Origin of the sequence: Cytobacillus sp. T106, assembly GCF_040492155.1 — a bacterium.
Classification (GTDB): Bacteria; Bacillota; Bacilli; order Bacillales; family Cytobacillaceae; genus Bacillus_AB; species Bacillus_AB infantis.
In genome coordinates this window covers 184,317-204,591 of sequence record NZ_JBEUMK010000008.1, presented here as the reverse complement: position 1 = coordinate 204,591, position 20,275 = coordinate 184,317, and the positions used below count along the sequence as shown (strand labels likewise).

The 20,275-nt window shown below is 44.9% G+C and carries 16 protein-coding genes and 1 pseudogene; 4 read left to right on the top strand and 13 right to left on the bottom strand.

What is annotated here, in order from left to right; genetic code table 11:
* Positions 1-661: 661 nt before the first annotated feature.
* From ABU165_RS15865 to ABU165_RS15845, 5 genes are all read right to left on the bottom strand, one after another.
* Positions 662-1,537, bottom strand: a complete 876-nt coding sequence (locus tag ABU165_RS15865) for a carbohydrate ABC transporter permease (RefSeq protein WP_009794212.1) — start codon at positions 1,535-1,537, stop codon at positions 662-664.
* Entirely contained in the window at positions 1,534-2,514 is a 981-nt protein-coding gene (locus ABU165_RS15860) for a carbohydrate ABC transporter permease (protein ID WP_022543631.1), read from the bottom strand. Before ABU165_RS15860 ends, ABU165_RS15865 begins: the two co-directional genes overlap by 4 nt.
* A gap of 74 nt (positions 2,515-2,588) precedes the next feature.
* Entirely contained in the window at positions 2,589-3,881 is a 1,293-nt protein-coding gene (locus ABU165_RS15855) for an ABC transporter substrate-binding protein (protein WP_009794210.1), read from the bottom strand.
* Between the two features lie 345 nt (positions 3,882-4,226).
* Complete coding sequence (locus tag ABU165_RS15850; RefSeq protein WP_318060260.1) at positions 4,227-4,847, bottom strand: hypothetical protein; 621 nt, start codon at positions 4,845-4,847, stop codon at positions 4,227-4,229.
* Positions 4,831-5,358: an RNA polymerase sigma factor gene (locus tag ABU165_RS15845; protein WP_009794208.1), complete on the bottom strand. Its 528-nt coding sequence runs from the start codon at positions 5,356-5,358 to the stop codon at positions 4,831-4,833. The genes ABU165_RS15850 and ABU165_RS15845 overlap by 17 nt, the downstream gene beginning before the upstream one ends.
* 667 nt (positions 5,359-6,025) lie before the next feature.
* Between ABU165_RS15845 and ABU165_RS15840 the strand changes: the two genes are divergently transcribed.
* Positions 6,026-10,354, top strand: a complete 4,329-nt coding sequence (locus ABU165_RS15840; RefSeq protein WP_318060258.1) for a S8 family serine peptidase — start codon at positions 6,026-6,028, stop codon at positions 10,352-10,354.
* Positions 10,355-10,413: 59 nt separating this feature from the next.
* On the opposite strand, the gene ABU165_RS15835 is transcribed toward ABU165_RS15840, so the two are convergent.
* Positions 10,414-10,782: a hypothetical protein gene (locus tag ABU165_RS15835; RefSeq protein ID WP_009794205.1), complete on the bottom strand. Its 369-nt coding sequence runs from the start codon at positions 10,780-10,782 to the stop codon at positions 10,414-10,416.
* 121 nt (positions 10,783-10,903) lie between these two features.
* Here ABU165_RS15835 and ABU165_RS15830 point away from each other — a divergent pair, with 121 nt between their 5' ends.
* Both ABU165_RS15830 and ABU165_RS15825 read left to right on the top strand, forming a co-directional pair.
* Complete coding sequence (locus tag ABU165_RS15830; RefSeq protein WP_009794204.1) at positions 10,904-11,551, top strand: cobalamin B12-binding domain-containing protein; 648 nt, start codon at positions 10,904-10,906, stop codon at positions 11,549-11,551.
* Between the two features lie 60 nt (positions 11,552-11,611).
* Positions 11,612-12,217 (top strand): hypothetical protein, encoded by a 606-nt coding sequence (locus tag ABU165_RS15825; protein ID WP_009794203.1) that lies wholly within the window; start codon positions 11,612-11,614, stop codon positions 12,215-12,217.
* Positions 12,218-12,227: 10 nt separating this feature from the next.
* Here the strand turns inward: ABU165_RS15825 and ABU165_RS15820 are convergent, their stop codons facing one another.
* The 7 genes and pseudogenes from ABU165_RS15820 to ABU165_RS15790 form a co-directional block, all read right to left on the bottom strand.
* Positions 12,228-15,719: a CheR family methyltransferase gene (locus ABU165_RS15820; protein WP_318060257.1), complete on the bottom strand. Its 3,492-nt coding sequence runs from the start codon at positions 15,717-15,719 to the stop codon at positions 12,228-12,230.
* 379 nt (positions 15,720-16,098) lie between these two features.
* A complete protein-coding gene (locus ABU165_RS15815; protein ID WP_035402699.1) occupies positions 16,099-16,299 on the bottom strand; it encodes a hypothetical protein in 201 nt (66 codons plus the stop codon).
* Positions 16,300-16,437: 138 nt separating this feature from the next.
* Positions 16,438-16,521: pseudogene (locus tag ABU165_RS15810) on the bottom strand (YjcZ family sporulation protein); the annotation flags it as partial.
* Between the two features lie 88 nt (positions 16,522-16,609).
* On the bottom strand, positions 16,610-16,723 hold the full coding sequence (locus ABU165_RS15805; RefSeq protein WP_009794198.1) for a YjcZ family sporulation protein: 114 nt from the start codon (positions 16,721-16,723) through the stop codon (positions 16,610-16,612).
* Positions 16,724-16,942: 219 nt separating this feature from the next.
* The gene (locus ABU165_RS15800; protein ID WP_318060256.1) at positions 16,943-18,490 is read right to left on the bottom strand and encodes a flotillin lipid rafts scaffold protein FloT; all 1,548 of its coding nucleotides are present in this window, start codon (positions 18,488-18,490) and stop codon (positions 16,943-16,945) included.
* Positions 18,491-18,505: 15 nt separating this feature from the next.
* Positions 18,506-19,030: an NfeD family membrane protein gene (locus tag ABU165_RS15795; protein ID WP_101550811.1), complete on the bottom strand. Its 525-nt coding sequence runs from the start codon at positions 19,028-19,030 to the stop codon at positions 18,506-18,508.
* A 232-nt stretch (positions 19,031-19,262) separates the two neighbouring features.
* Entirely contained in the window at positions 19,263-19,634 is a 372-nt protein-coding gene (locus ABU165_RS15790; protein ID WP_022543629.1) for a hypothetical protein, read from the bottom strand.
* Between the two features lie 316 nt (positions 19,635-19,950).
* On the opposite strand from ABU165_RS15790, the gene ABU165_RS15785 reads away from it, so the two are divergent.
* Positions 19,951-20,244 carry a hypothetical protein gene (locus tag ABU165_RS15785; RefSeq protein WP_009794193.1) on the top strand — a complete coding sequence of 98 codons (294 nt, stop codon included), beginning with the start codon at positions 19,951-19,953 and terminating at the stop codon, positions 20,242-20,244.
* The last annotated feature ends 31 nt before the right edge of the window (positions 20,245-20,275 follow it).

The following is a 20,275-nucleotide window of genomic DNA, read 5'->3' as shown; positions in this document are numbered from 1 at the left end:
AAGCATTGCCTCTCAAATGGTTCCTTCAAGCATAGGCCTCCAAGCGAAGTGAAAACGGAGTGCGGAAGAAAAATAGTACGCCACTACCAGGCATAAAAGTGTCTACTTTATTGACAGAACTCCAAAAACTACCTGTTTTCACGTCCTTCAAGTCAAATAAGAGGAATTTATCCCTCTATTAAAGCTATTTTTAGTACTATATGCAAAATAAGGGGAATTTGTCCCTCTATAATTTTCAAATAGCATGGAACCTAGTTTCACTGTTTAAGCATGCAAAAGTATAACGGGAAATCCTCGGTTTTTCTACTATTCAGCGTTTGGTGCATAAATTAAATTAGAATAACATATTAAATAGAAAAAGCTTGGGATATCCCAAGCTTTTTCGGTTTGTTAATTCCCCTGTTATTTACGTTACGAAAACGTATCTTATTAGGCCTGTGATTTAAGATTTGTTCCACATTATCTGAACTGCTAATATCCACGGCATGGCTTCTTTCTTTTTGAGCATCTATTCGGCTATTTTACAGCCTGAGACATAGGATGCTGGTCATCCAGACCTTTCCACCGAACGTGGCGTTATTAGTCTGAGGACCTTTTGGGGGCAAACCGTTTCTGCTTTTCTATTTGTAGAGCTCATCCAGCTATAGAGCCTCTGCTTTTCTTACCCCTTACTCCCCGATGCTATATTTGAGCCTTCGATGAAGTGTTTTTGGAAGAAAAAGAACAGCAGGACGACCGGCAGAAGAACGGTTACTGACATGGCCATCAGGTAGTGCCACTGGGTGGATACTGTTCCTTTGAATGTCTGCAGTCCAATCTGCAGAGTATACAGGCTTTCATCATTTATATACAGCAGCGGGCCCAGCAGGTCATTCCATGCTCCATTAAAGGAGAACAGCGCGACTGTAATAAGTGCGGGTTTGGTAAGCGGGAGCATGATATTCCACCAGATCTGCAGATGGCTCGCACCGTCAAGAACCGCCGCTTCAATCAATTCATTCGGGATGCCCATCATGAACTGCCTTAACAGGAAGATGAAAAATGCACTTCCCAGGAAGGCAGGAACGATCAAGGGAAGATAAGTGTTGATCCATCCCAGCTTAGAAAACAGGATGTATTGCGGAACCATAGTGACAAAACCCGGTATCAGCATGGTAGATAATACGATGACGAAAAGAGCATTTCTGCCTTTGAAACGAATTTTTGCGAATGCATAGGCAACGAGAGAATTAACAAGCACGCTCCCAATCATGCCGGCAAGGGCAATAAATAAGGTGTTAAACGCCCATCTTGTAAATGGCGCTGTCTGCCATGCCTCCAGATAATTCGAGAAATGGAATTCGGTCGGAATGAAGGTTGGCGGGTATTGGGCGATTTCCTGCGGTGATTTCAGGGAAGTTGAAATCATCCACCACAGCGGCGATAGTATCAGTATGCTTCCAGCCAGAAGCAGGAAAGCAACAAAGAGATGCTTTGTCCGCTGCCTGAATTTTTTTGTCTCATAGAACCTCGGTGCTTCAGCAGCTGCCTGCTTCATTTGTTGTCTCCTCCTTCATAGTGAACCCATTTTTTTCCGAGTGTCAGATTGATGACTGTCAGTACCATGACAATCAGGAACAGCAGCCAAGCCATCGCTGAGGCGTAGCCCATATCAAAAATTTCAAACGCATTGTTCCACATATGAAGGTTGTAGAACAGCAGGGAATTCCCCGGACCTCCGTCTCCGTTCTCGGTCATCACATACGCTTCCTGGAAAATTTGAAAAGATCCAATAGTGCTTGTAATGACATCAAAGAAGATGATCGGTGAAATCATCGGCAGAGTGATATGGAAAAATTTCTGGAATGAACTTGCCCCATCCAGGTCTGCTGCTTCATACATCTGGGCCGAAACTCCCTGCAGGCTGGCAAGATACAGGAGCATGCCTCCGCCGACGCTCCACATCTTCATTAGCAGCAGGGCAGGCTTTGTCCATTCAGGATCAAACAGCCATGCCGGGCCTTCTATGTCAAACCAGGCAAGGAAAGTGTTGACAAGGCCTGTCGAAGGACTTAATAGCTGCATCCATAAAAAATAGACAGCGACACCAGAAAGAATGGCAGGCAGATAATAGACTGTCCTGAAAAATTTCATCCCTTTTACTCTCTGATTCAGCAGCACAGCCAGAAGGATAGCGCCAGCCGTGGTCAATGGTACGGAAAATAATACATAATAGATTGTATTCCAGAGCGATGTTTTGAAAAGATCATCAATCGTAAACATCCTTTTAAAATTATCCAGCCCGATGAAGTTCATTCTTGACGTTATATTATAATCTGTAAAACTTGCAAATAATGAAAATAAGAGCGGTCCGAGAGTCAGTCCCAGAAAGCCGATGATCCAGGGACTAATGAATAAATAGCCAAATAAATTATCTTTCGCTTTTCGCGAAAGCCGCTTCGGCTCAGACTTAGCCTTCTCTTTGCCCATGCTGTTCGCTTCGTTTTGAGCAATTGTAGAGTCATACGATTTCATACCCCTTCACCCTTTCCCAGAAATGATTGCATTCGAAGAAGAGAAGGAGATCCCTTCTCTTCTTCCAGAATGTATTATCTTTTTAGTTTTTCAACGTCTTTTTCCGCTTTCTCCAGTGCCTCTTCAGGCGACTGCTTCCCAAGCAGGGCATTGTCGATCTGTGGATTTACCCTGCTCAAATAATCAGGATATTCAACCGGGATTGGGAAAAGCTGAGTATCTTCAAGATTTTTTATGGTCGCTTCATAGACCTCTTTATCTTTTCCTTCAAGCTCTTCTGCTGCAGCGTCTGCACCTTCAATGCTGGCAACATTGTCAAAGTTCTCCATAGCCCAGTATTTCTGAGCTTCAGGTCCGGTCAGATACTTAATGAAGTCCATTGCTTCTTCCGGATTGCTGGAGCCTTTTGGCACCTCGGCAACAAAACCGCCTCCATCACTCCAGTTTTCAGCTCCTTCTTCATAAGCCGGGATTGGAGCTACTCCAAAATCCATATCCTGCCCATAGTCCCTGATCTGAGTATAAAAAGTTCCTACATCCACCCACATGGCCACTTTTCCGGCAATGAAAGGATTGGACTGTTCACTTCCAAATTCGGCCTTCAGCGCCTGAACATTTGACTCGCCAAGGCGGTCCTGCCATTTGAGAACCCATTCCAGTGCTTCTACTTTCTTAGGCGTATTGATTTTCAGCTCACCATTGTCGATGAAGTTCTTTCCTCCATCAGCACTGATCATCCAGCTGCCTGCCCCAATGCTTCCCCAAAGCGGATAGAATCCGACCCTGTCATAGGTTTTGCCGTTTTTCACATCAAGCTTTTCGGCATATTCTTCAAGCTCTGCCCATGTAGAAGGCGGCTTATTTGGATCAAGGCCAGCTTCTTTGAACGCTGTTTTGTTATAGAATAGAAGTCTGGTATCAGTATTGAATGGAACTGCATAAGGCTTGTCTTCATAAAGGACTGTGTCCCAAAGATGAGGATAAAACTGATCCTTGAAGCCTTCATCCATATATTTGCTTAAATCTTCAACCTGTTTGGCTTCCGCCCGCTGCCCGACTGTATTGATATCATTGATGATGACATCTGCCGGGTTCCCGGCAGCTACTGAAGCAAGGTTCTTTGTCCAAATATCTCCCCAAGGCAAATATGTATGCTTAACAAAAACCTTATCCTGTGACCCATTGTAATCGTCTATGATTTTTTCAATGATTGGCCTTCTTGTTTCTGATCCCCAGAATGTCCAGAAATCAATGACTACTTTTCCATCCTTCGTTTTTTCCGCCTGGGCAGACTCTCCGCCTGAGCATCCGGCCAGAACGCCAAGAAGCAGAAAGACAGAAATTAATAAGGCTATCCCCTTTTTCATATGTATCCCCCTAATATTTGTCTAATTTTTTTCTCCCTAAATAACACCCAGCTGCCTTTGCGCAAAGGATCCATAACGGTGCTGAACTCCGAGAAGGAATTTACTGTAAAACTACCCGCTTCTTCTGCTTCTAAACCTGCTTGTCAAAAAAATATCGAAAATTGTCTAAATATTTTTTTCTAAATTTGGATTCACGTACCAGTCCTGCTATTTTGCAGTATGAATATTCTGCATGCACAAACAAAAAAGGCGCATGGGCATTTCCCTCCCATGTGCCTTTTCCTATTGTTATTTAAAGCCTCTTTCTGCCGGCCTCTTCAATTCCCCATCTGTACTGCTTTTTCATCATCCGGCTTTCTTCCAGCTGAACCCTTCCTTTTTCAGGGTTTTGAAAATGCTTCTGGATAACTTTTCAGGCGCCTTAAAGAATTCTTTACTGCTCTCCTCCCGGAAGTAAATGATCTCATTGACATTCCAAAGTTTCAGCTGAAGCGTGTCGCCTCCTTTAAACCTTATAAGAGCGTCATATGAAGGCTTTTCTGCCGGAGTATAATTGGTTGGGGCCGATTCATGCAGCATGGACCTGATCATTGCTTTCATGAAAGGGTTTTCGGCATAGCTGGATTCATTAAGCTCTATATTGACGCCGTTGGTAATGTAGCTGTATTCTGAATCTGTTTCTGCTGTAATGACATCCGCTATCGGCAGCTCCTTCAGTTCAGCGAAAGTGCTGTCCTGATCCGGAATGCTGAATTGGGAGTAAAAATAGACAGCCGCAACAAAAAACGCTGCTGCAGTCAAAAGAGGTCCCTTCACCCAAGGGAACTGCCTGACCTGTTTTTTCCCAAGCCTCCCGGGTTCTGCAGCTTCCATAATCTTTTTGAAGGAACGGTCCTTTTGCATTTTGGAACGGGGAATATCATCAAGCTTTTCAAATGATATCGTATCTTCAAATAACTCCTTCAAGGGTATCCCCCCTTTTTTCCATCTCTTTTTTCAGGGCAGCCATTGCCCTGGATGTGGTTATTTTCACTTTGTTCTCATTCCATCCCAGGACCTGTGCTGTTTCCTTGATTGAAAACTCCTTGATTTTCCGGAGGATAAGGACTTCCTGGTAGCTCAGCTTCAGTGCATGGATGGCAGCATAGAGCCTGGCTGTTTTTTCCCCTTTTACCATAATTTCAACTGGTGTGTCATGACCTGAATCAAATTGATATTTTTCAATGGAAAAGAACTTGAAGCGGTTCCTCTTCCGGATATAATCAATGGCTACATTTCTTGAAATCCTCACAAGCCAGGTGAAGATATGGGACTCGCCATTGAATTGGTGGAAATGCTTATAAGCTTTTATAAACGTATCCTGAGTCAGATCTTCTGCTATTTCTTTATTGTTTACATACATGAAGATATATCCGTAGATTTTGTCGCTGTATTCGTAATAGATGTTCTCAAACGTCTCTGCAGAAACTTTATTCATTGTAGGCGCCCCCTCTTGCACATAGTTAGACGATTGACAGCAGAAAAGGAAACAGCTTCCATTCATATTTTTTATTTTTTATTTTTTATTGGAGGACAGGCCTTACCTGCATCTTTCCTCCTGCCCTGGACAGGAAAAGTAAAGACAAAGCATCATTTTCAAACTTTTTTATAAAATGATGCAATATGTCTGCAACTTTTTCAGATTCTGTATGGTTACGTAAAATGTCTCCAAGGCTGCAGGCAGCTTTTCTTATTTTTTCTACAATTTCTTCTATATTCCTCCCTTCCTCTTTTAAAATCCCGCAATCTATTTAGCTGGAGCTTCTTTCAATTTTTCTTGGCAAACCTGACTTATATAATCTTATTCTCTTATTTTTTCAGCATCAGCCTCTCTTTTTAGCAACATATGGATATAATTCCCTGCTTTTATACAGCAGAATGGATTGAAAAAGGCCTATGAATCGTCCATGCTCGTTTTAACTGCTGGGATGATTGAATGATTTCATGGAGAAGAGTACTTTTTCCATCATATTTCGACAACTTGATTCTTTTATTTCCGATACAGTAAGTGTCACAGCAGGAAATGCCATAACTGGAAAATTTATAGAAAGGAGGGCTGTAAGCTGCTGTAATGAAAAATGAATAGAAAAGAGGAGGAATAGTTCATGAAGAACAAGAAGCATTTTCGCTGGCTTTATCTCTTGCTCACGGCACTTTTGATCATTCCGCTGCTTAGTCCTTATCAAGCACAGGCGGATGCCGGCAAGTCTCCGCATGTTTCGATGAAGAAAGCTTCCCCCGGGTCTTCAAAAAACAAAATCTCGGGCAGGCTCCTTGATCAATTTGATGGAAAAGACAAGGTCACCTTCCTTATAAAAATGAAAGAGCAGGCGGACACAAAAAAAGCCGCTCAAGAAGCAGCTAAAAAAGCTTCAGCTGATAAAGCAACTTCCTCCAAGGCAAAATTCATGAAAAGATCTGCAGTAGTTTCCTCTTTAAGAGCCGTCGCAGCCGAAACACAGGCCGGAGTACTCAAATATATTGAGCAGCAGGAAAAAGCCGGCAAAGCGAAAGATAGCAAATCCTTCTATATTGTGAACAGCATTGCCGTCACAGCCACTAAAGATGTCATGGAAAAGCTTGCAAGCTTTCCAGAAGTAGACAAAATCCTTCCTAATGAGACCAGACAGCTTCATAAGCCTGTAAAAGAAGCCTCTAAGCCTTCCATCCAGATGGAACAAACAGCAGACAATAAAACCAGCTCCATTGAATGGAACATAGACAGGGTCGGTGCCCCAGCCGCCTGGGACATGGGCATAGACGGGTCCGGGACTGTTGTCGCCTCAATTGATACAGGCGTCCAGTGGAACCATCCCGCGCTCAAGGAAAAATACCGCGGCTATGATCCTTCAAACCCTGATCAGCCTTCACATACTTACAACTGGTTTGATGCAGTAGGAGGACAATCCTCCCCATATGACGACGATGGCCATGGCACTCACGTTACCGGCACCATGGTCGGTTCTGATCCTGGCGGTGCAAACCAGATTGGAGTTGCACCAGGAGCCAAATTTATTTCTGTAAAAGCTTTCAGTCCAAGCGGGGGCTCAGATGTCGACCTTCTGGAGGCTGGGGAATGGATCCTTGCTCCTAAAGATGCCAATGGCACTCCACACCCTGAACAGGCTCCGGATGTTGTAAATAACAGCTGGGGCGGCGGACCCGGACTTGATGAATGGTACCGTCCGATGGTCCAGTCATGGCGCGCAGCCGAAATCTTCCCGGAATTTTCAGCAGGAAATACAACTCTGACCAATCCAGGCGGACCTGGTTCAGTCGCCTCTCCAGGCAATTATCCAGAGTCTTATACTACCGGGGCAACAGACATCAATAACCGGCTGGGCTCTTTCTCTCTTCAAGGGCCTTCGCCATATGAAGAAATAAAGCCTGACATTGCAGCACCAGGGGTAAATATCCGTTCGTCAGTTCCGGGTTCAGGTTATGAAGGAGGCTGGAACGGAACTTCCATGGCTGGCCCTCACGTAGCTGCGGCTGCAGCTTTGCTGAGGCAGGCAGATTCAAGCCTGACAGTAGATGAAATTGAAGAAATCCTGTCAGCAACTGCTGTACCGCTTACAGACTCCACATTCCCGAATGTACCGAATAACGGCTATGGCCATGGACTTGTCAATGTGTTCGATGCCGTCTCTTCCGTCGTTTCCGGCCTGGGCAAATTAAAGGGCCAGGTTTCCAAAGAAGGAGATGACGAAGAAGCGCCATCCATTTCACATGACGCACAGACTGAAACATATGCCGGTATGGACCTTGCTGTTCAGGCTGATGTTTCAGATAATATAAGTGTTACAAATGCCGTGCTTGAATATGTGAAGCCTGACGGAAGTACGGCAGCAGTTAGAGCCGAAAGAGTATCCGGCAGCTATACTGATGGAACCTATGAGGCTGTCATCCCTGGGGAGGATATCCAGGAACCCTCTCTTTCCTATCAGTGGAAAGCCGTAGACTTCGGCGGAAACAGCGCCGAGTCTGCTACATTTGAAGTTAATGTCATCCCGGGGATCAGCACGGGATACAGCCAGGATTTTGAGTCCCAGCCTGCAGGCTGGACTTCATATGGAACAAATGACAGCTGGGAATGGGGAGCGCCGGCATCCGGCCCGGGAAATGCCGCATCAGGTGAGAAAGTCTATGCGACCGCTCTTGGAGGAAATTATGCCAACTCAGCTAATATGACGCTTCTCATGCCGCCCGTTGACCTGGGCGAAGGCAATGCCTATCTGCAATTCAAACAATGGCACGAGCTGGAGAACCGCTATGATTATGGCCATGTTTTTGTGTCAACAGATATGGAGAATTGGACCCAAAAGCTGAGGGTGAACGGCAATACAGCCGGATGGATTGACGGCGAAGTCGATCTGAGCGAATATGCCGGCCAGCGCATCTATATTGCCTTCAATGTTACAACTGACAGCTCAGTCCAAAAACAAGGCTGGTATTTGGACGATGTGTCCCTGTCAGATACACCTAACGCACCATCCAAGAAAGCCCAGCTTGGAAAAACCGGTCCAGCCGGGCCATCCGGGCCGGCAGTGTCTGCTAAAAAGCAAATCGACCCTGCCAAAATTGTTCCTGAAAAAGAGCAAGGGAAAAAAGAGCAGGAAAATGGTTCTGCCCCATCCCCTGCATTACTTCCTGTAAATGCGGAAGTCACCGTATTGGAGACAGGGCGTTCAGTCTTTACAAATCCGCAGGATGGCTCCTATGAAATGACCCACGCATCCGGCACTTATACGGTGCAGGCAGAGGCTTACGGGTTCCGGTCAGAATCACAAAGCGTCAATATCCCTGAAGACGGAGAGGCATCAGCAAACTTTGTACTGGAAGAAATTCCGGAAGGAACTGTTACAGGTTCGGTTACTAACGAATTGACCGGCGAGCCTGTACCGGGAGCCATGGTTATGCTTATGGAAGATGCAGCTGTTGAACCAGTCTACGCGGATGAGAATGGACAATATACGCTAACAGCCTATGAAGGGACATACACCTTAAAGGTTGTTGCTCCATCCTACTATAGCGAAGAAGCCGAAATAACAATCGAAGGCAGTTCAAGTGCCGAACAAAATATCCAGCTGAAGCCATTCATTGGCTATCCTGGTGAGATCGGCTATGACGACGGATCAGCAGAAAATGCAAGAGCATTTTATGATGCCGGTAACGGCTGGGCTGTGAAAATGTCACTTGAAAATGGCCAGAACAGCGCAATGGTCACCGGCGGAATATTCCGCTTCTGGGACACAGAATGGCCGGTGCCAGGAGGAACGGAATTCCAGGTTGCAGTCTTTGACGCAAGCGGTCCTGACGGTGCCCCGGGGAAAAAACTTGCCGGGCCATTTGAAGCATCTGCCTTAAGAAACGGCGAATGGACCCGTGTTGATTTAAGAGACAAAGGCATCATGGTCAATGGCGATTTTTACATGGTCTATATCCAATCAGCTCCAAATCCAAATACCCCGGGCCTTGCTACTGATGAAGACGGTCCAAATGCAGGGAGGAGCTGGCAGCTGGTCGGCGGTGCCTGGTCACCAGTTCCGGCAGAAGAAGGCAACTATATGATACGGGCTGCAGTGGACTACGAAGTGAATGCCCCAGTTATCACATCGCCTGCCGACGGGACCATCACAAAGCAAAAACAGACAGTGATTGAAGGAAATTCTGCCCCATCCACAGCGGTCCACCTGTACATTAACGGTGAAAAGGCTGCGGAAACAACAGCAGACGACTCCGGGAAATTTACTGTAGAAGCGGAATTGAACGAGGGAGAAAATATCCTGACTGCCAAAGCCGCCACTGACAGCGGGACAACTGACTCTTCCGCCCCTGTAAAAGTCATTGTGGATACGGAAAAACCGGAACTGACAATTACTTCCCCTGCTGACGGCTTAAAAACAAATAAGGAAACAGTTACTGTCGAAGGTACTGTTGCAGATGCGAACCTTGATTGGGTAAAAGTCAATGGAAAAAAAGCTTCAGTCCAGGACGGAGCCTATTCATTAAGGATCCTTTTAAACGAAGGTGAAAATATCATCACTGTCACTGCTCAGGACAAGGCAAAAAACAAGATAAACAAAAAAGTGACAGTGTTTGCTAAATACACCGCGCCTGTCATTGAGAACCTGCTGCCGGAAGAAAATAAAGATCTGAAATCCGGCGAAAGCGTCAAAATTGAATTTGACAGTGAACCAGGCCTGAAAGCTGTATTCTCCATCAGAATGCCGCTGACAAATACCGGCGGACAGCTGACAAATGCTCTGGAGCTTCCGATGATGGAAACGTCGGAGGGCCATTATGTGGGCTACTATACAGCAACGAAGAACGTCAAAGCCCCTGGCGCAGAAATTGAAGTCAAGGTGACGGACGATTATGGAAATGAAACAAGAGAGACAGCTGGAGGCAAGCTGAACATCAACGCTAAATAATCAGGCACAGAAGAAGCCCGCCGGGAAACCGGCGGGCTTTCTTGTTGTTCATTTTGCCTCTAGGCCTGGCTTCCCCCTGCTTCCAAAGCTTCAAGGACCTTTATGCCTTCTTCAAGAGCTTGAATGTAAAAGTTTTTCTCCTTAGCATCTGTCTCATTCATCTCTTCAATCAGCCATTTAAAATTCAGTACCAGATAAAAAGAATCGAGTCCCCTGGAAGTGAGTATATCCTGGAGCCACTTGCTGTAATCAGTGAAAATTTGGATGCTTTCCAGCTTATAGGCAGTTTCCAAATATTGAAAGTGATAATTTATATCTTCTTCTGTCCTCCTCTTTCCTGATTCCCCGAACTTCTCAAGGGATGGAAACTCTTCATAGAAGCGCTCAAAAAGCTTTTTGACGATTCTATCTTTATCATGTTTTTCCATCTTGGGCCCTCCTCTATAATTTTGCCATGAACGCGATTTCTATTCTCTTATATAGTATACTATTAATAAGAGATTGTTTTTGGGACATCGGTCACAATTATTTTATCAGGAGTTGATATCATTGTATTCAGCAGCAGCCAAGGAGCTTGCCAGTTACCTGTTGAAAGGCGATATTTACGGAAGCTGGGCCATTATCCAGGAATATGATTATAAAGACTATCAATCCTGCTATATATTTGAAAGTTTGCTGAGCGAGAGTATGCATTATATTGGAGAGCTATGGCAAAAGGACCTCATTACTGTGGCGGATGAACATCTTGCGACTGGAATATGTGATTACATTCTAACCAAGTACTCTTTTGAAAAAGGCCAGAAAGCAGCACAGGGAAGAAAAGCCCTCCTCTTTTGTCCGGAGGGCGAACAGCATTATCTCGGACTAAAGATGACAGCTTCCATATTCAAAGAAAATGGCTGGGAGGTAAAAAATCTAGGTGCCAGCCTGCCATTGGAATATGCCTTGAACAGTGCGGAAAAATGGAAGCCGGATGTTATCGGCATCTCATTGTCACTGACCCACCATCTTCCTTTATTGAAGAAATATATAGAAGAGCTTGAACAGCTGTCGTTCCGTCCAAAGATTCTGGTAGGCAGCAGACTGATCAACCGCTATGATTTTACACCCTTCTGCAGCAAAGAAACCGTTCTAATTAAGAAATTGGAAGATCTGGAGCCCTGGATTTTAAGCCAATCTAAAGAGATTGCTATATAATACAGTTATCAGCCTGCAGGTCCTGCAGGCTGTCATTTTACCAAAAAGGAGGCATTATACATGAAAACGGATTTAAACTTGCTGCCTATCCCTTTTTTCATATTGGATATTGACTTGAAAATTGTGTTCGCTTCTGAAGCAGCCGAGGACAGATTTCCCTATTGCATCAGCTTTATCCAGCTTGCTGACCAGGACAGCCTTGAAAAAGTATTCAGCATGCCTGAGAAAAAAAGCGGAGAAATGATTGAAATTAATCTGCGCACCTCTGGAAATGCAGTTGAACTTTTTAATATCTATTATTCACGCATCCCTGAAAAGAAGCTTATCTATGTATGCTGTGCCCCCATTTCTTCAAATCTTTTGGAGGTTCAGCATCATCTGGCCATGCTCCGAAACAGGCTTTCATCCCTGCAGCCGGCAGAATTGAAGCCGCGAGGCCTGCATAATCCCCTCCTTTTTGAAGTAAGCAGCAATGCGCATGAAAAACTAATGGCAATCGAACATAAAAAGAAGCTGAAAAGCATAAGCCATTCAGCTTCTGAATCAATCGATCTGATAAACATTCTTCAGCCCCTTGCCATTGAACATGGAAAAGCGGAGTATTTGGAGCGGATCCAGAAAAATCTATTGAATATGATGTCAGCGGCAGACTCTTTAATAGACTGAGAGCCTGCCTTTATTGAATGCAGGGAATACGGATTTCTGCTGTCGTCCCTTTCCCTTCAATACTTGCATAATTGAGAGTGCCTTTGTGGTTCTCAATGATCCTGAAGCTGACCATGACTCCCAGGCCTGTCCCTTTTTCTTTTGTAGTGTAAAACGGCTCTCCCATTTTATTAAGCTGCTTCTCGGGTATCCCTTTTCCCTGATCGGATATTTTGACGAGCAGATTTTTTCCTTCCATCCCCGTCTCAATCAGGATTGTCCCTCCGTTTTCCATTGCTTCAATCGCGTTTTTCACCATATTGATGAAAACTTGCTTCAGCTCTTTTTCATTTCCCCTGATCTTTGGCAGTGCATCCTGATGGACTGCTGTGATGCTTATATTCTGCATAATGGCCTGTGTATCAAGAAGGACACAAACATCCTGGATGACTTTGGAAACATTGACCAGGTCATAAACAGCTGCTTTAGGCTTTGCAAGGACAAGGAACTCGTCAATGATGGCTTCCAGCCTGCCGAATTCAGACATCATGACTTCAGTGTATTCCTTGTTATAGCTGCCAGTCTGCATCATCAGCTGCAGAAATCCTTTCAGGGAAGTCAGCGGATTGCGGATCTCATGGACAATTCCTGCAGCAAGCTGCCCTACTGCAGACAGCATTTCTGATTTCTGCAGCATAGCCTCGGATGCCTTATGGACTGTAATATCTTCTATGATGCCAAGATAGCTGCTGACATCTCCGGACTGGTCCTCGATTGGCAAAAAGCAGACGTTCTCCCACCTGGCGATTCCGCCATCAAGCGGATAGGACATGCTGCCTTTCCACACTTCCTTCGCAATGATGGCATTTTCAATTTCTTCAAAATCAGCTGTATCCATTTGATCTCTGTAAAGGTCTTTAATATTCCTTCCCACAAAGCTGTCAGGCTTTCCCTCATGCTCGGCAAATTCTCTATTATGGTATTCAATATTGCCAGATTTATCAATGATCAAGATCCTGGATGGACTCTGATCAAGGGCATTGGAGGTCAGTTTGAGCTTCTGGTTGAATCGTTTTATTTCGGTAATATCATTGAAGGTAAAGACAACCCCGTCCATCACATTCTCACTTGTACGATACGGAAATGCCTGCATCAGATACCATTTATGATCCTTGGACATGAGCTCTTTCTCAATTTTACTAAATGATTTGACGACTCTTTCAGCATCCTCCACAAGTGATGCCTGTTCGAAATTATGCGAGATGTGGAAAAACGGCCTGCCGACATCCATATCAATGACATTGATGACCTTTTTGGCTTCCGGTGTAAAAAGGCGGATATTCAGTTCAGCATCCAGAAATACCGCTGCTATATTTGTGCTGATGAGCAGATTATCCATATCATCGGCAAGGGCGGTCACTTCTTTGATCTTTTGTTCATACTCATTGTTTACATTCACAAGCTCTTCATTGATCGAATGCATCTCTTCATTGGCGCTCTGCATTTCTTCATTGGCTGCAATAAGCTCTTCATTTGCAGACTGTAGTTCTTCATTGGATGTCTCAAGCTCCTCAATGGTTGTCTGGAGTGTCTGCTGAGTATAGTACAGCTCCTGCTCCAGGTCTGCTATCCTCTCGGCCACCGTGCTGTGCGGATCGAAGTAAAGTGGCATCGTTTTCTTTTCCTTCGTATTCTGGTCTTCATCAAAAAGGATGATGACCAGCGATTCGTTGGCTGCAAATTTCTTTACGATCAGATCAAAATACCGGTTCTCGCCATCTACGTCAAAATGGACGTTTTTATATCGTACCTCACTCCGCTCACCATCTAACTTCTTCAGGGCAGTCCCAATCATGACAGACAGGTGGACAGGGACCATTTTGTAAATGCTTTTGCTCGCGGATTCATTCAGGAAATTCAGATACTTATTCGCCCGGCGGGACGTGAATATTACCTCATTGACTTCATTCAGGACGATGCACGGAAGCACATAATTATCCATAAGGGTTTGATGGATAGCCGCCCTCCTGCGTGCAGAGAGTGAATCTGCCGCAATGCTCCTATTTTCAACTTGATCTGCCGAAACCGGCATTTTCGAAACTCTCCCTTCTGACTGCACCACCCAGTTCTCAGAAATCGCATTTTTATAGATATTCCATTTGCTGTTGACAGGACGGAAGAAATGGGACATTTTCCCGGTTGTTTCGCTGTGGCCGAGAACAAGTGTGCCCTTTTCTGTTAAAGCAAAATTAAAGAGCGACAGCAGTTTTCGCTGCAGGTCCGGCTGAAAGTAAATCATGACGTTCCTGCAGCTGATTAAATCCATGTTGACAAAAGGAGAGTCTTTTATCAAATTATGTGGAGCAAAGACGACATGGCTGCGGATGCGCTTGATGATTTCCCAGCTGTCTCCTTTTTTCACAAAATAATTCTTCAGCAGTTCCTTTGGTATGCCTTCTGTCTGATGGCCGGGATAAATCCCCCGTCTGGCAAACTCTATTGCATCTTTATTTATATCTGTTGCAAAGACCCTAATGTTAAGGTCTAAGCCCATCCTGTGCACATAGCGGTCGAACAGAATTGCGTAGGAGTATGCTTCCTGACCTGTGGAACAGCCGGCAATCCAGATTCTGAGCTCTTCCTTTGCAGCCGCCTTCCGGTGGACGGCTTCCGGTACGATCACATCCTCAATGATCTTGAAAGCTTCCTCATCCCTGAAAAAGTGGGTAACGCCGATCAGCAGGTCTTTTTGAAGATGTTCAACCTCTCCGCTGTTTGCCTGCAGAAAATCCAGATATTGTTCAACGCTTTGATGCTTGGATTCAAGCTGCAGGATCCGCCGTTCAATTCTTCTTATAATGCTGTTTTTCTTATAGCATGCGAAGTCCAATCCAGTTTTCTTTTTTATCAGGCCAAAAATTTCTTCTAAGGTTTCCTGGCTGTAGCGGGGCAGGACACTTTCATTGAAGGAACTAAGAATAGAGGGCATGTTGGAAGGGGCCTCAATATAATCTGCATAGCCTGAAAGAATTGCACTTTCCGGCATATCATTGAATTTAGCTGACTGTCCATCCTGGACTATAACCGTTCCGCCATTATCTTTAATCGCTTTAACTCCAGCCGTTCCATCATTTCCTTTTCCTGAAAAGATTATGGAAACCGCCTTGTCCTTTTTGCTCGCAGCGAGGGATATCAGAAAGGCATCTATCGGAAAATGCAGCTGTTTGTCTTTTTCGTATCCGCTCACCTTGAATGTACCGTCTTCAATGGACGTATAGGAATCCGGGGGATTCAGATAGATGGTGTCAGGCTGGATCTGCATCCCTTCCTTGATTCGCAATATTTTCATTTTGGTCTTCTTTGCCAAAAGTTCCGGCATAAAGCTTTTATATTTGGAGGATAAATGCTGAACAACTATATACGCCATACCGGAATCGGCAGGTACTTTCGAAAAGAACTGTTCAATGGCATCCAGTCCCCCGGCAGACGCGCCAATTCCTACAATATAAAATTCTTTTCCCAAAGATTTTTTTCCGGCAGTGTTAATTGATTGTTTCATAGACATATATTTTTATTGATTCCTCCTGATTAATGCCGAAATGAGCCGGCCTCCACTGTGGCCGAACGCTGGATATTCAATAACGATGACAGGACTTCAAGGGAAAAAATGGATAATAGCAGAGTCCGTCAAAGCCTCTGAAACAGATAGGGGAATACGGGCATTGATTCCACTTATAGGAAATTCGTTTATACTCCGATTATAGAGGTTCTTTAACAGCCAATCAAGATTTGTCATTAAATCATTTGCATGTGGCATTTCCGCCAAGTTCCCTCCATTTCTGGCCCGGAAGGATTTCTTCTCTGTACATAGAAAAAAGCCTTCTCAAATGAAGGCTCCCCGCTCAATCTATCCGTTTATGCTTATTCAGCAGCTCTTTGAACATATTCAGTACAACGATCCTATCCTCTTTATCAAAAGAAGCAATCCACTTTGATACAATGCCGTTTTCCTTTGGGTTAAGCTCCCGCTGAAGCCCGCTTTCCAGAAGGCCGTGAATCTCATCGAGCGTGTATGCCCTGTCCTCAGTCTGATGCTCCATCATTCTCTCCTCCATTTACTGTTTTTGTTTACATTCCCTTTAGGCAGGGGGATAAAACACTTAAATGTATGTGGAGGGACTTGTACAGAACCCGGTATACAAAAGGAGAGACAGGATGCCCTGTCCCCCCCTTTCACTTTATTACCATTTAAAGCAGGCTGCACCAACGATGATCAGAAGGATGAATAGTACAACAATCAGCGCAAACCCGCCGCCGTAGCCGCCGCCTCCGTAGCCGCAGCCGCCATAGCCGCCGTATCCGTATCCGTATGCCATTGGAAGATCTCCTCCTTTTATTCTTTGTCAGTACCGTTTAGTAGCCGTAGCCGCCTCCGCCATAACCCCAAGAAGCACCGATGATAATCAATAAAATGAACAATACTACCAGCAGGGCAAAACCTCCGCCGTATCCGCATCCGTCTGACATTTGTAAAACCTCCTTTAGTTGATTCAATATATCCTATTCAGCAATGAGCTATTGTGCGAATAGACTAACGCACAATTTTTAGGTCATTTCCTCAGAGGCAAACAAACAGGGAGGCAGAAACAGCCAAATAAAAAAACTGGCGGCATTAGTCACCAAAGCCGGCAATTGAAAAAAATTAAAATGAAAGGCGCAGGAATCGCTCTTCCTGCGCCTGAAACCTTATGGTGTGCTGATGGTCCCTTTTTCCCCTTCTTTCTTCTGGGCCGCCTCCTTCAGCTCATATGTGAGTTCATCCAGGCTCTGGCGTACATTATGCTTGCCTGAGAGGTTTTCGAGCAGTTCTTTCACATCGATGCCTGAAGAAGCTTTCAGCGTTTCCTGCATGGTGCTCATTAGATTTGTTGCATAGCCAGCAACCCTGTTGGCCCCGCTGCTTTTGCCATCGCCGCCTGTATCGACGACCGTGATTTTATCAATATTGGATAACGGGCTCGCAACCTGTTTGGCATATTCAGGAAGCATTTTGAGGACCATATCGAGAACTGCAGCCTCTCCGAATTGCTCAAACGCCTCAGCAATTTTCCGCTTGGCCTCTCCTTCTGCAAGTCCTTTCAGGCGGATAATTTCGGCTTCAGATTCCCCTTGGGCCCTTAAGGCATCCGCCTTGGCAAGGCCGTCAACCCTGACCCGCTCGGCTTCTGCCTTTGCTTGCGATTCAATGCGGTACTGATTGGCATCAGCTGCTGTAATCTGTTTACGCTTCTCTGCTTCTGCAGCCTGCTCCACAGCATAACGGTCTGCATCTGCCTTCTTTTTAACCTCGGAATCGTATTGCTTTTCACGCCTCAGGATTTCTTTTTCCTCCAGCTCGATCTGTTTCTGCCTTTCAATGATCCTGATCTGCATTTCATGCTCAGTAACTTCCTGTTTGGCCCTGGCTGTTTCCAGATCATAAGCCTGGTCGGCACGTGCCTTGGCGATATCCTGATCCCTGCGGTAATCTGCCATTTTCATCTTATTTTCCTTTTCGGCCTCAGCTATCTCGGTTGCCCTCTCCAGCTCTGCCTTTTTGGCGTCTTTATCAGCTTCTGCCTTTTTGATCCTCGTTTCTTTATCGGCTTCGGCTGTTGCAATATCCGCATCCCTTTTGACCTGAGCAATTCTTGGCTTGCCCAAAGAATCCAGATAGCCGTTTTTGTCCCTTACATCTTTGATCGTCAACGAAACGATCACAAGGCCCATCTTAGCCAGATCCTGGGAGGCTACTCTTTGGACCTCCTGGGAGAATTTATCTCTGTTTTTGTAAATTTCTTCGACAGTCATTGAACCAAGGATGGAACGCAGGTGTCCTTCGAGCACTTCCTTTGCCTCGTTCTCCCTGTCTTCCTTTGATTTTCCAAGGAACTGTTCTGCTGCAGTGGCGATCTCGCTGATGGAGCCGCCTATTTTAATGATGGCAGTGCCATCGGCCATCACTGGAACACCTTGTTCGGTGTATACCTCTGGCGTTGATACCTCAAGCTTGCTTGAAAGCAGGCTCAATGGCTCTGCCTGCTGAAATACCGGAAGGACGAAGGTCCCTCCTCCCCTGATGATCTTAATTTTATTGCCGGACTCATCCACGTGGACCCGCTTGTTTCCAAGATAGCTGCCTGTCACGATCAGAGCCTCGTCAGGTCCTGCCGTCTTATACTTAGTAACAAATACACCGAGCAGAGCAATTAAAAGAAAAGCTGCAACACCAACTACCACCCAAATCATTTCCATTCTGTTCCCTCCTGTTTATAATCCTTCATGCCTGACAACCTGAAGGACATTTTCATTAACTTCTATAATGAGTACTTCCTGGCCTTCTTCAATTGGCCCTCCTTTAAAACTCTGGGCTGACTTGGCAATCCTCCCGCTGACACTTTCAATCAGCACTTCACCGAAACCGTCATCAGGTATCGGGATAATGACCTTCCCAACCCTGCCTCTTAAGGATTCATCTGTATAGACAAGTGATTCTTCCGCTTGGGATAAAGGGATCAGCACAAAAAGATATAAAACGGCATCCAAAACAAAAGCGATTGGCGCCGAGATGGCTATGATAAAGATGCTGTCCATCCCGGTTGTATATTCCATCAGGAAGCCGGCTGCCGAAAAAATCGTCATAAAAGCAAAAATCAGTATGGGGTCCAGGAAAGGGCTGATATCACCGGCTCCCTCCAAAACATCTCCGAACAAAATATATAAAACTATTATTCCGCCTGAAAAACACAAAATGTACAAGTATAGAGTCTGGATCGGCAACCCGAAGATCTCCATATCAATATCAAACCTCCCTCCCGCTTCTCGCACACAACATACAACGGCCTAAAAACTTAGCACAATTATAGATGATTTGCTTTTCCTCCCCCTCTGACTATCCAACTGGAAGCTTCTGTATTATTTACGAATGGGCATGGCAAAAGTTTCAATTTTCTCAAAATTACCCATAAAAAAAAGCATGGTTTCCCATGCTATCATGCAGCAAGCTCATAAGCTCCGTTGCCTTTAGTTAGCTGGCAGGACTATGCTGGCTGGTTTCTTTTATATTTTCAAATGAAAATTGATATATAACATTTTCTTCAACAGGAATTTCCAGCCATCTTCTGACCCCATATTTCGTCATCATTTCTTTGTATGATGGCCTGCAGTTTTCCAGGAGTGCCACTTTCAATGTTTCAAATCCATCTGAGTGCAGGACAGCCTCTTCAATCTGTCTTCTGATTTCAGCAGCAGTGGGTTCATCTGATTTTTTCAGCGGCAGTGTAACGACCAGAACATCATTCAGAACTTTTTCTTCCAGCGTCAGCTTAGAAGCAGAAAGCTTCTTGAAATACCTGCTCAGTTTCCATATATTAATTCCATCTACGGTTTCCCAAATCATAATTCTTCCTCCGGCTAATCTGATTGGATCCATTTAAAAATTATGTAATCCTGCTCCGTACCTACCATATCATACTATCAGCTAAAACAGAAATAGACTAATCTACCAAAATTGATTCCATTCCCTATAGCTGTGCCTGGTTCAAACTGAGGCAGAGTAGTCAATCCGGCCTAAGATCCCACATCAGGCGGCCGCCTGGCAGACAGCCTCTTTTTGTCATCGGCCCTGCCGCTGCTGCATACGCTAGTAAAGGCTTTACTTAGAATCAATTTACTCGCTTGGCAAGCATTATATTTTAGCGGAGGTTGCAGATACCATGAGATCAGACCGATATACCGGCAGGCGGACAATCAGATGGAAGATTCCTTTCCTCATCCTGTTGACGGCTGCAGCAGTTCTTCTGATTTTCTACTATTCTACCAGTCTTATTAAGATAGAATCACCGAAAAAAGATCTGGGTCAAAAGGTAGTCATTGAACTGCCTGCAGGCAAGAATATTTACACTTATGAAAAACTGCTGATCAAAGAAAATGGAAAGCTTTACTATAAAGGTGAACGAAACGAAATAGATTTGACTGGCGGCAGGATCATATATGAAGATTGGGATTAAGTTTTCATTTGCCGAAACAGGAGCAGTTCAT

Coding starts and splice junctions, on each gene's coding strand:
- ABU165_RS15865 (WP_009794212.1), bottom strand. CDS start 1,537: ATGAAGCAGGCAGCTGCTGAAGCACCGAGGTTCTATGAGACAAAAAAA.
- ABU165_RS15860 (WP_022543631.1), bottom strand. CDS start 2,514: ATGAAATCGTATGACTCTACAATTGCTCAAAACGAAGCGAACAGCATG.
- ABU165_RS15855 (WP_009794210.1), bottom strand. CDS start 3,881: ATGAAAAAGGGGATAGCCTTATTAATTTCTGTCTTTCTGCTTCTTGGC.
- ABU165_RS15845 (WP_009794208.1), bottom strand. CDS start 5,358: ATGAATAAAGTTTCTGCAGAGACGTTTGAGAACATCTATTACGAATAC.
- ABU165_RS15840 (WP_318060258.1), top strand. CDS start 6,026: ATGAAGAACAAGAAGCATTTTCGCTGGCTTTATCTCTTGCTCACGGCA.
- ABU165_RS15835 (WP_009794205.1), bottom strand. CDS start 10,782: ATGGAAAAACATGATAAAGATAGAATCGTCAAAAAGCTTTTTGAGCGC.
- ABU165_RS15825 (WP_009794203.1), top strand. CDS start 11,612: ATGAAAACGGATTTAAACTTGCTGCCTATCCCTTTTTTCATATTGGAT.
- ABU165_RS15815 (WP_035402699.1), bottom strand. CDS start 16,299: ATGATGGAGCATCAGACTGAGGACAGGGCATACACGCTCGATGAGATT.
- ABU165_RS15805 (WP_009794198.1), bottom strand. CDS start 16,723: ATGTCAGACGGATGCGGATACGGCGGAGGTTTTGCCCTGCTGGTAGTA.
- ABU165_RS15800 (WP_318060256.1), bottom strand. CDS start 18,490: ATGGAAATGATTTGGGTGGTAGTTGGTGTTGCAGCTTTTCTTTTAATT.
- ABU165_RS15795 (WP_101550811.1), bottom strand. CDS start 19,030: ATGGAGATCTTCGGGTTGCCGATCCAGACTCTATACTTGTACATTTTG.
- ABU165_RS15790 (WP_022543629.1), bottom strand. CDS start 19,634: ATGATTTGGGAAACCGTAGATGGAATTAATATATGGAAACTGAGCAGG.
- ABU165_RS15785 (WP_009794193.1), top strand. CDS start 19,951: ATGAGATCAGACCGATATACCGGCAGGCGGACAATCAGATGGAAGATT.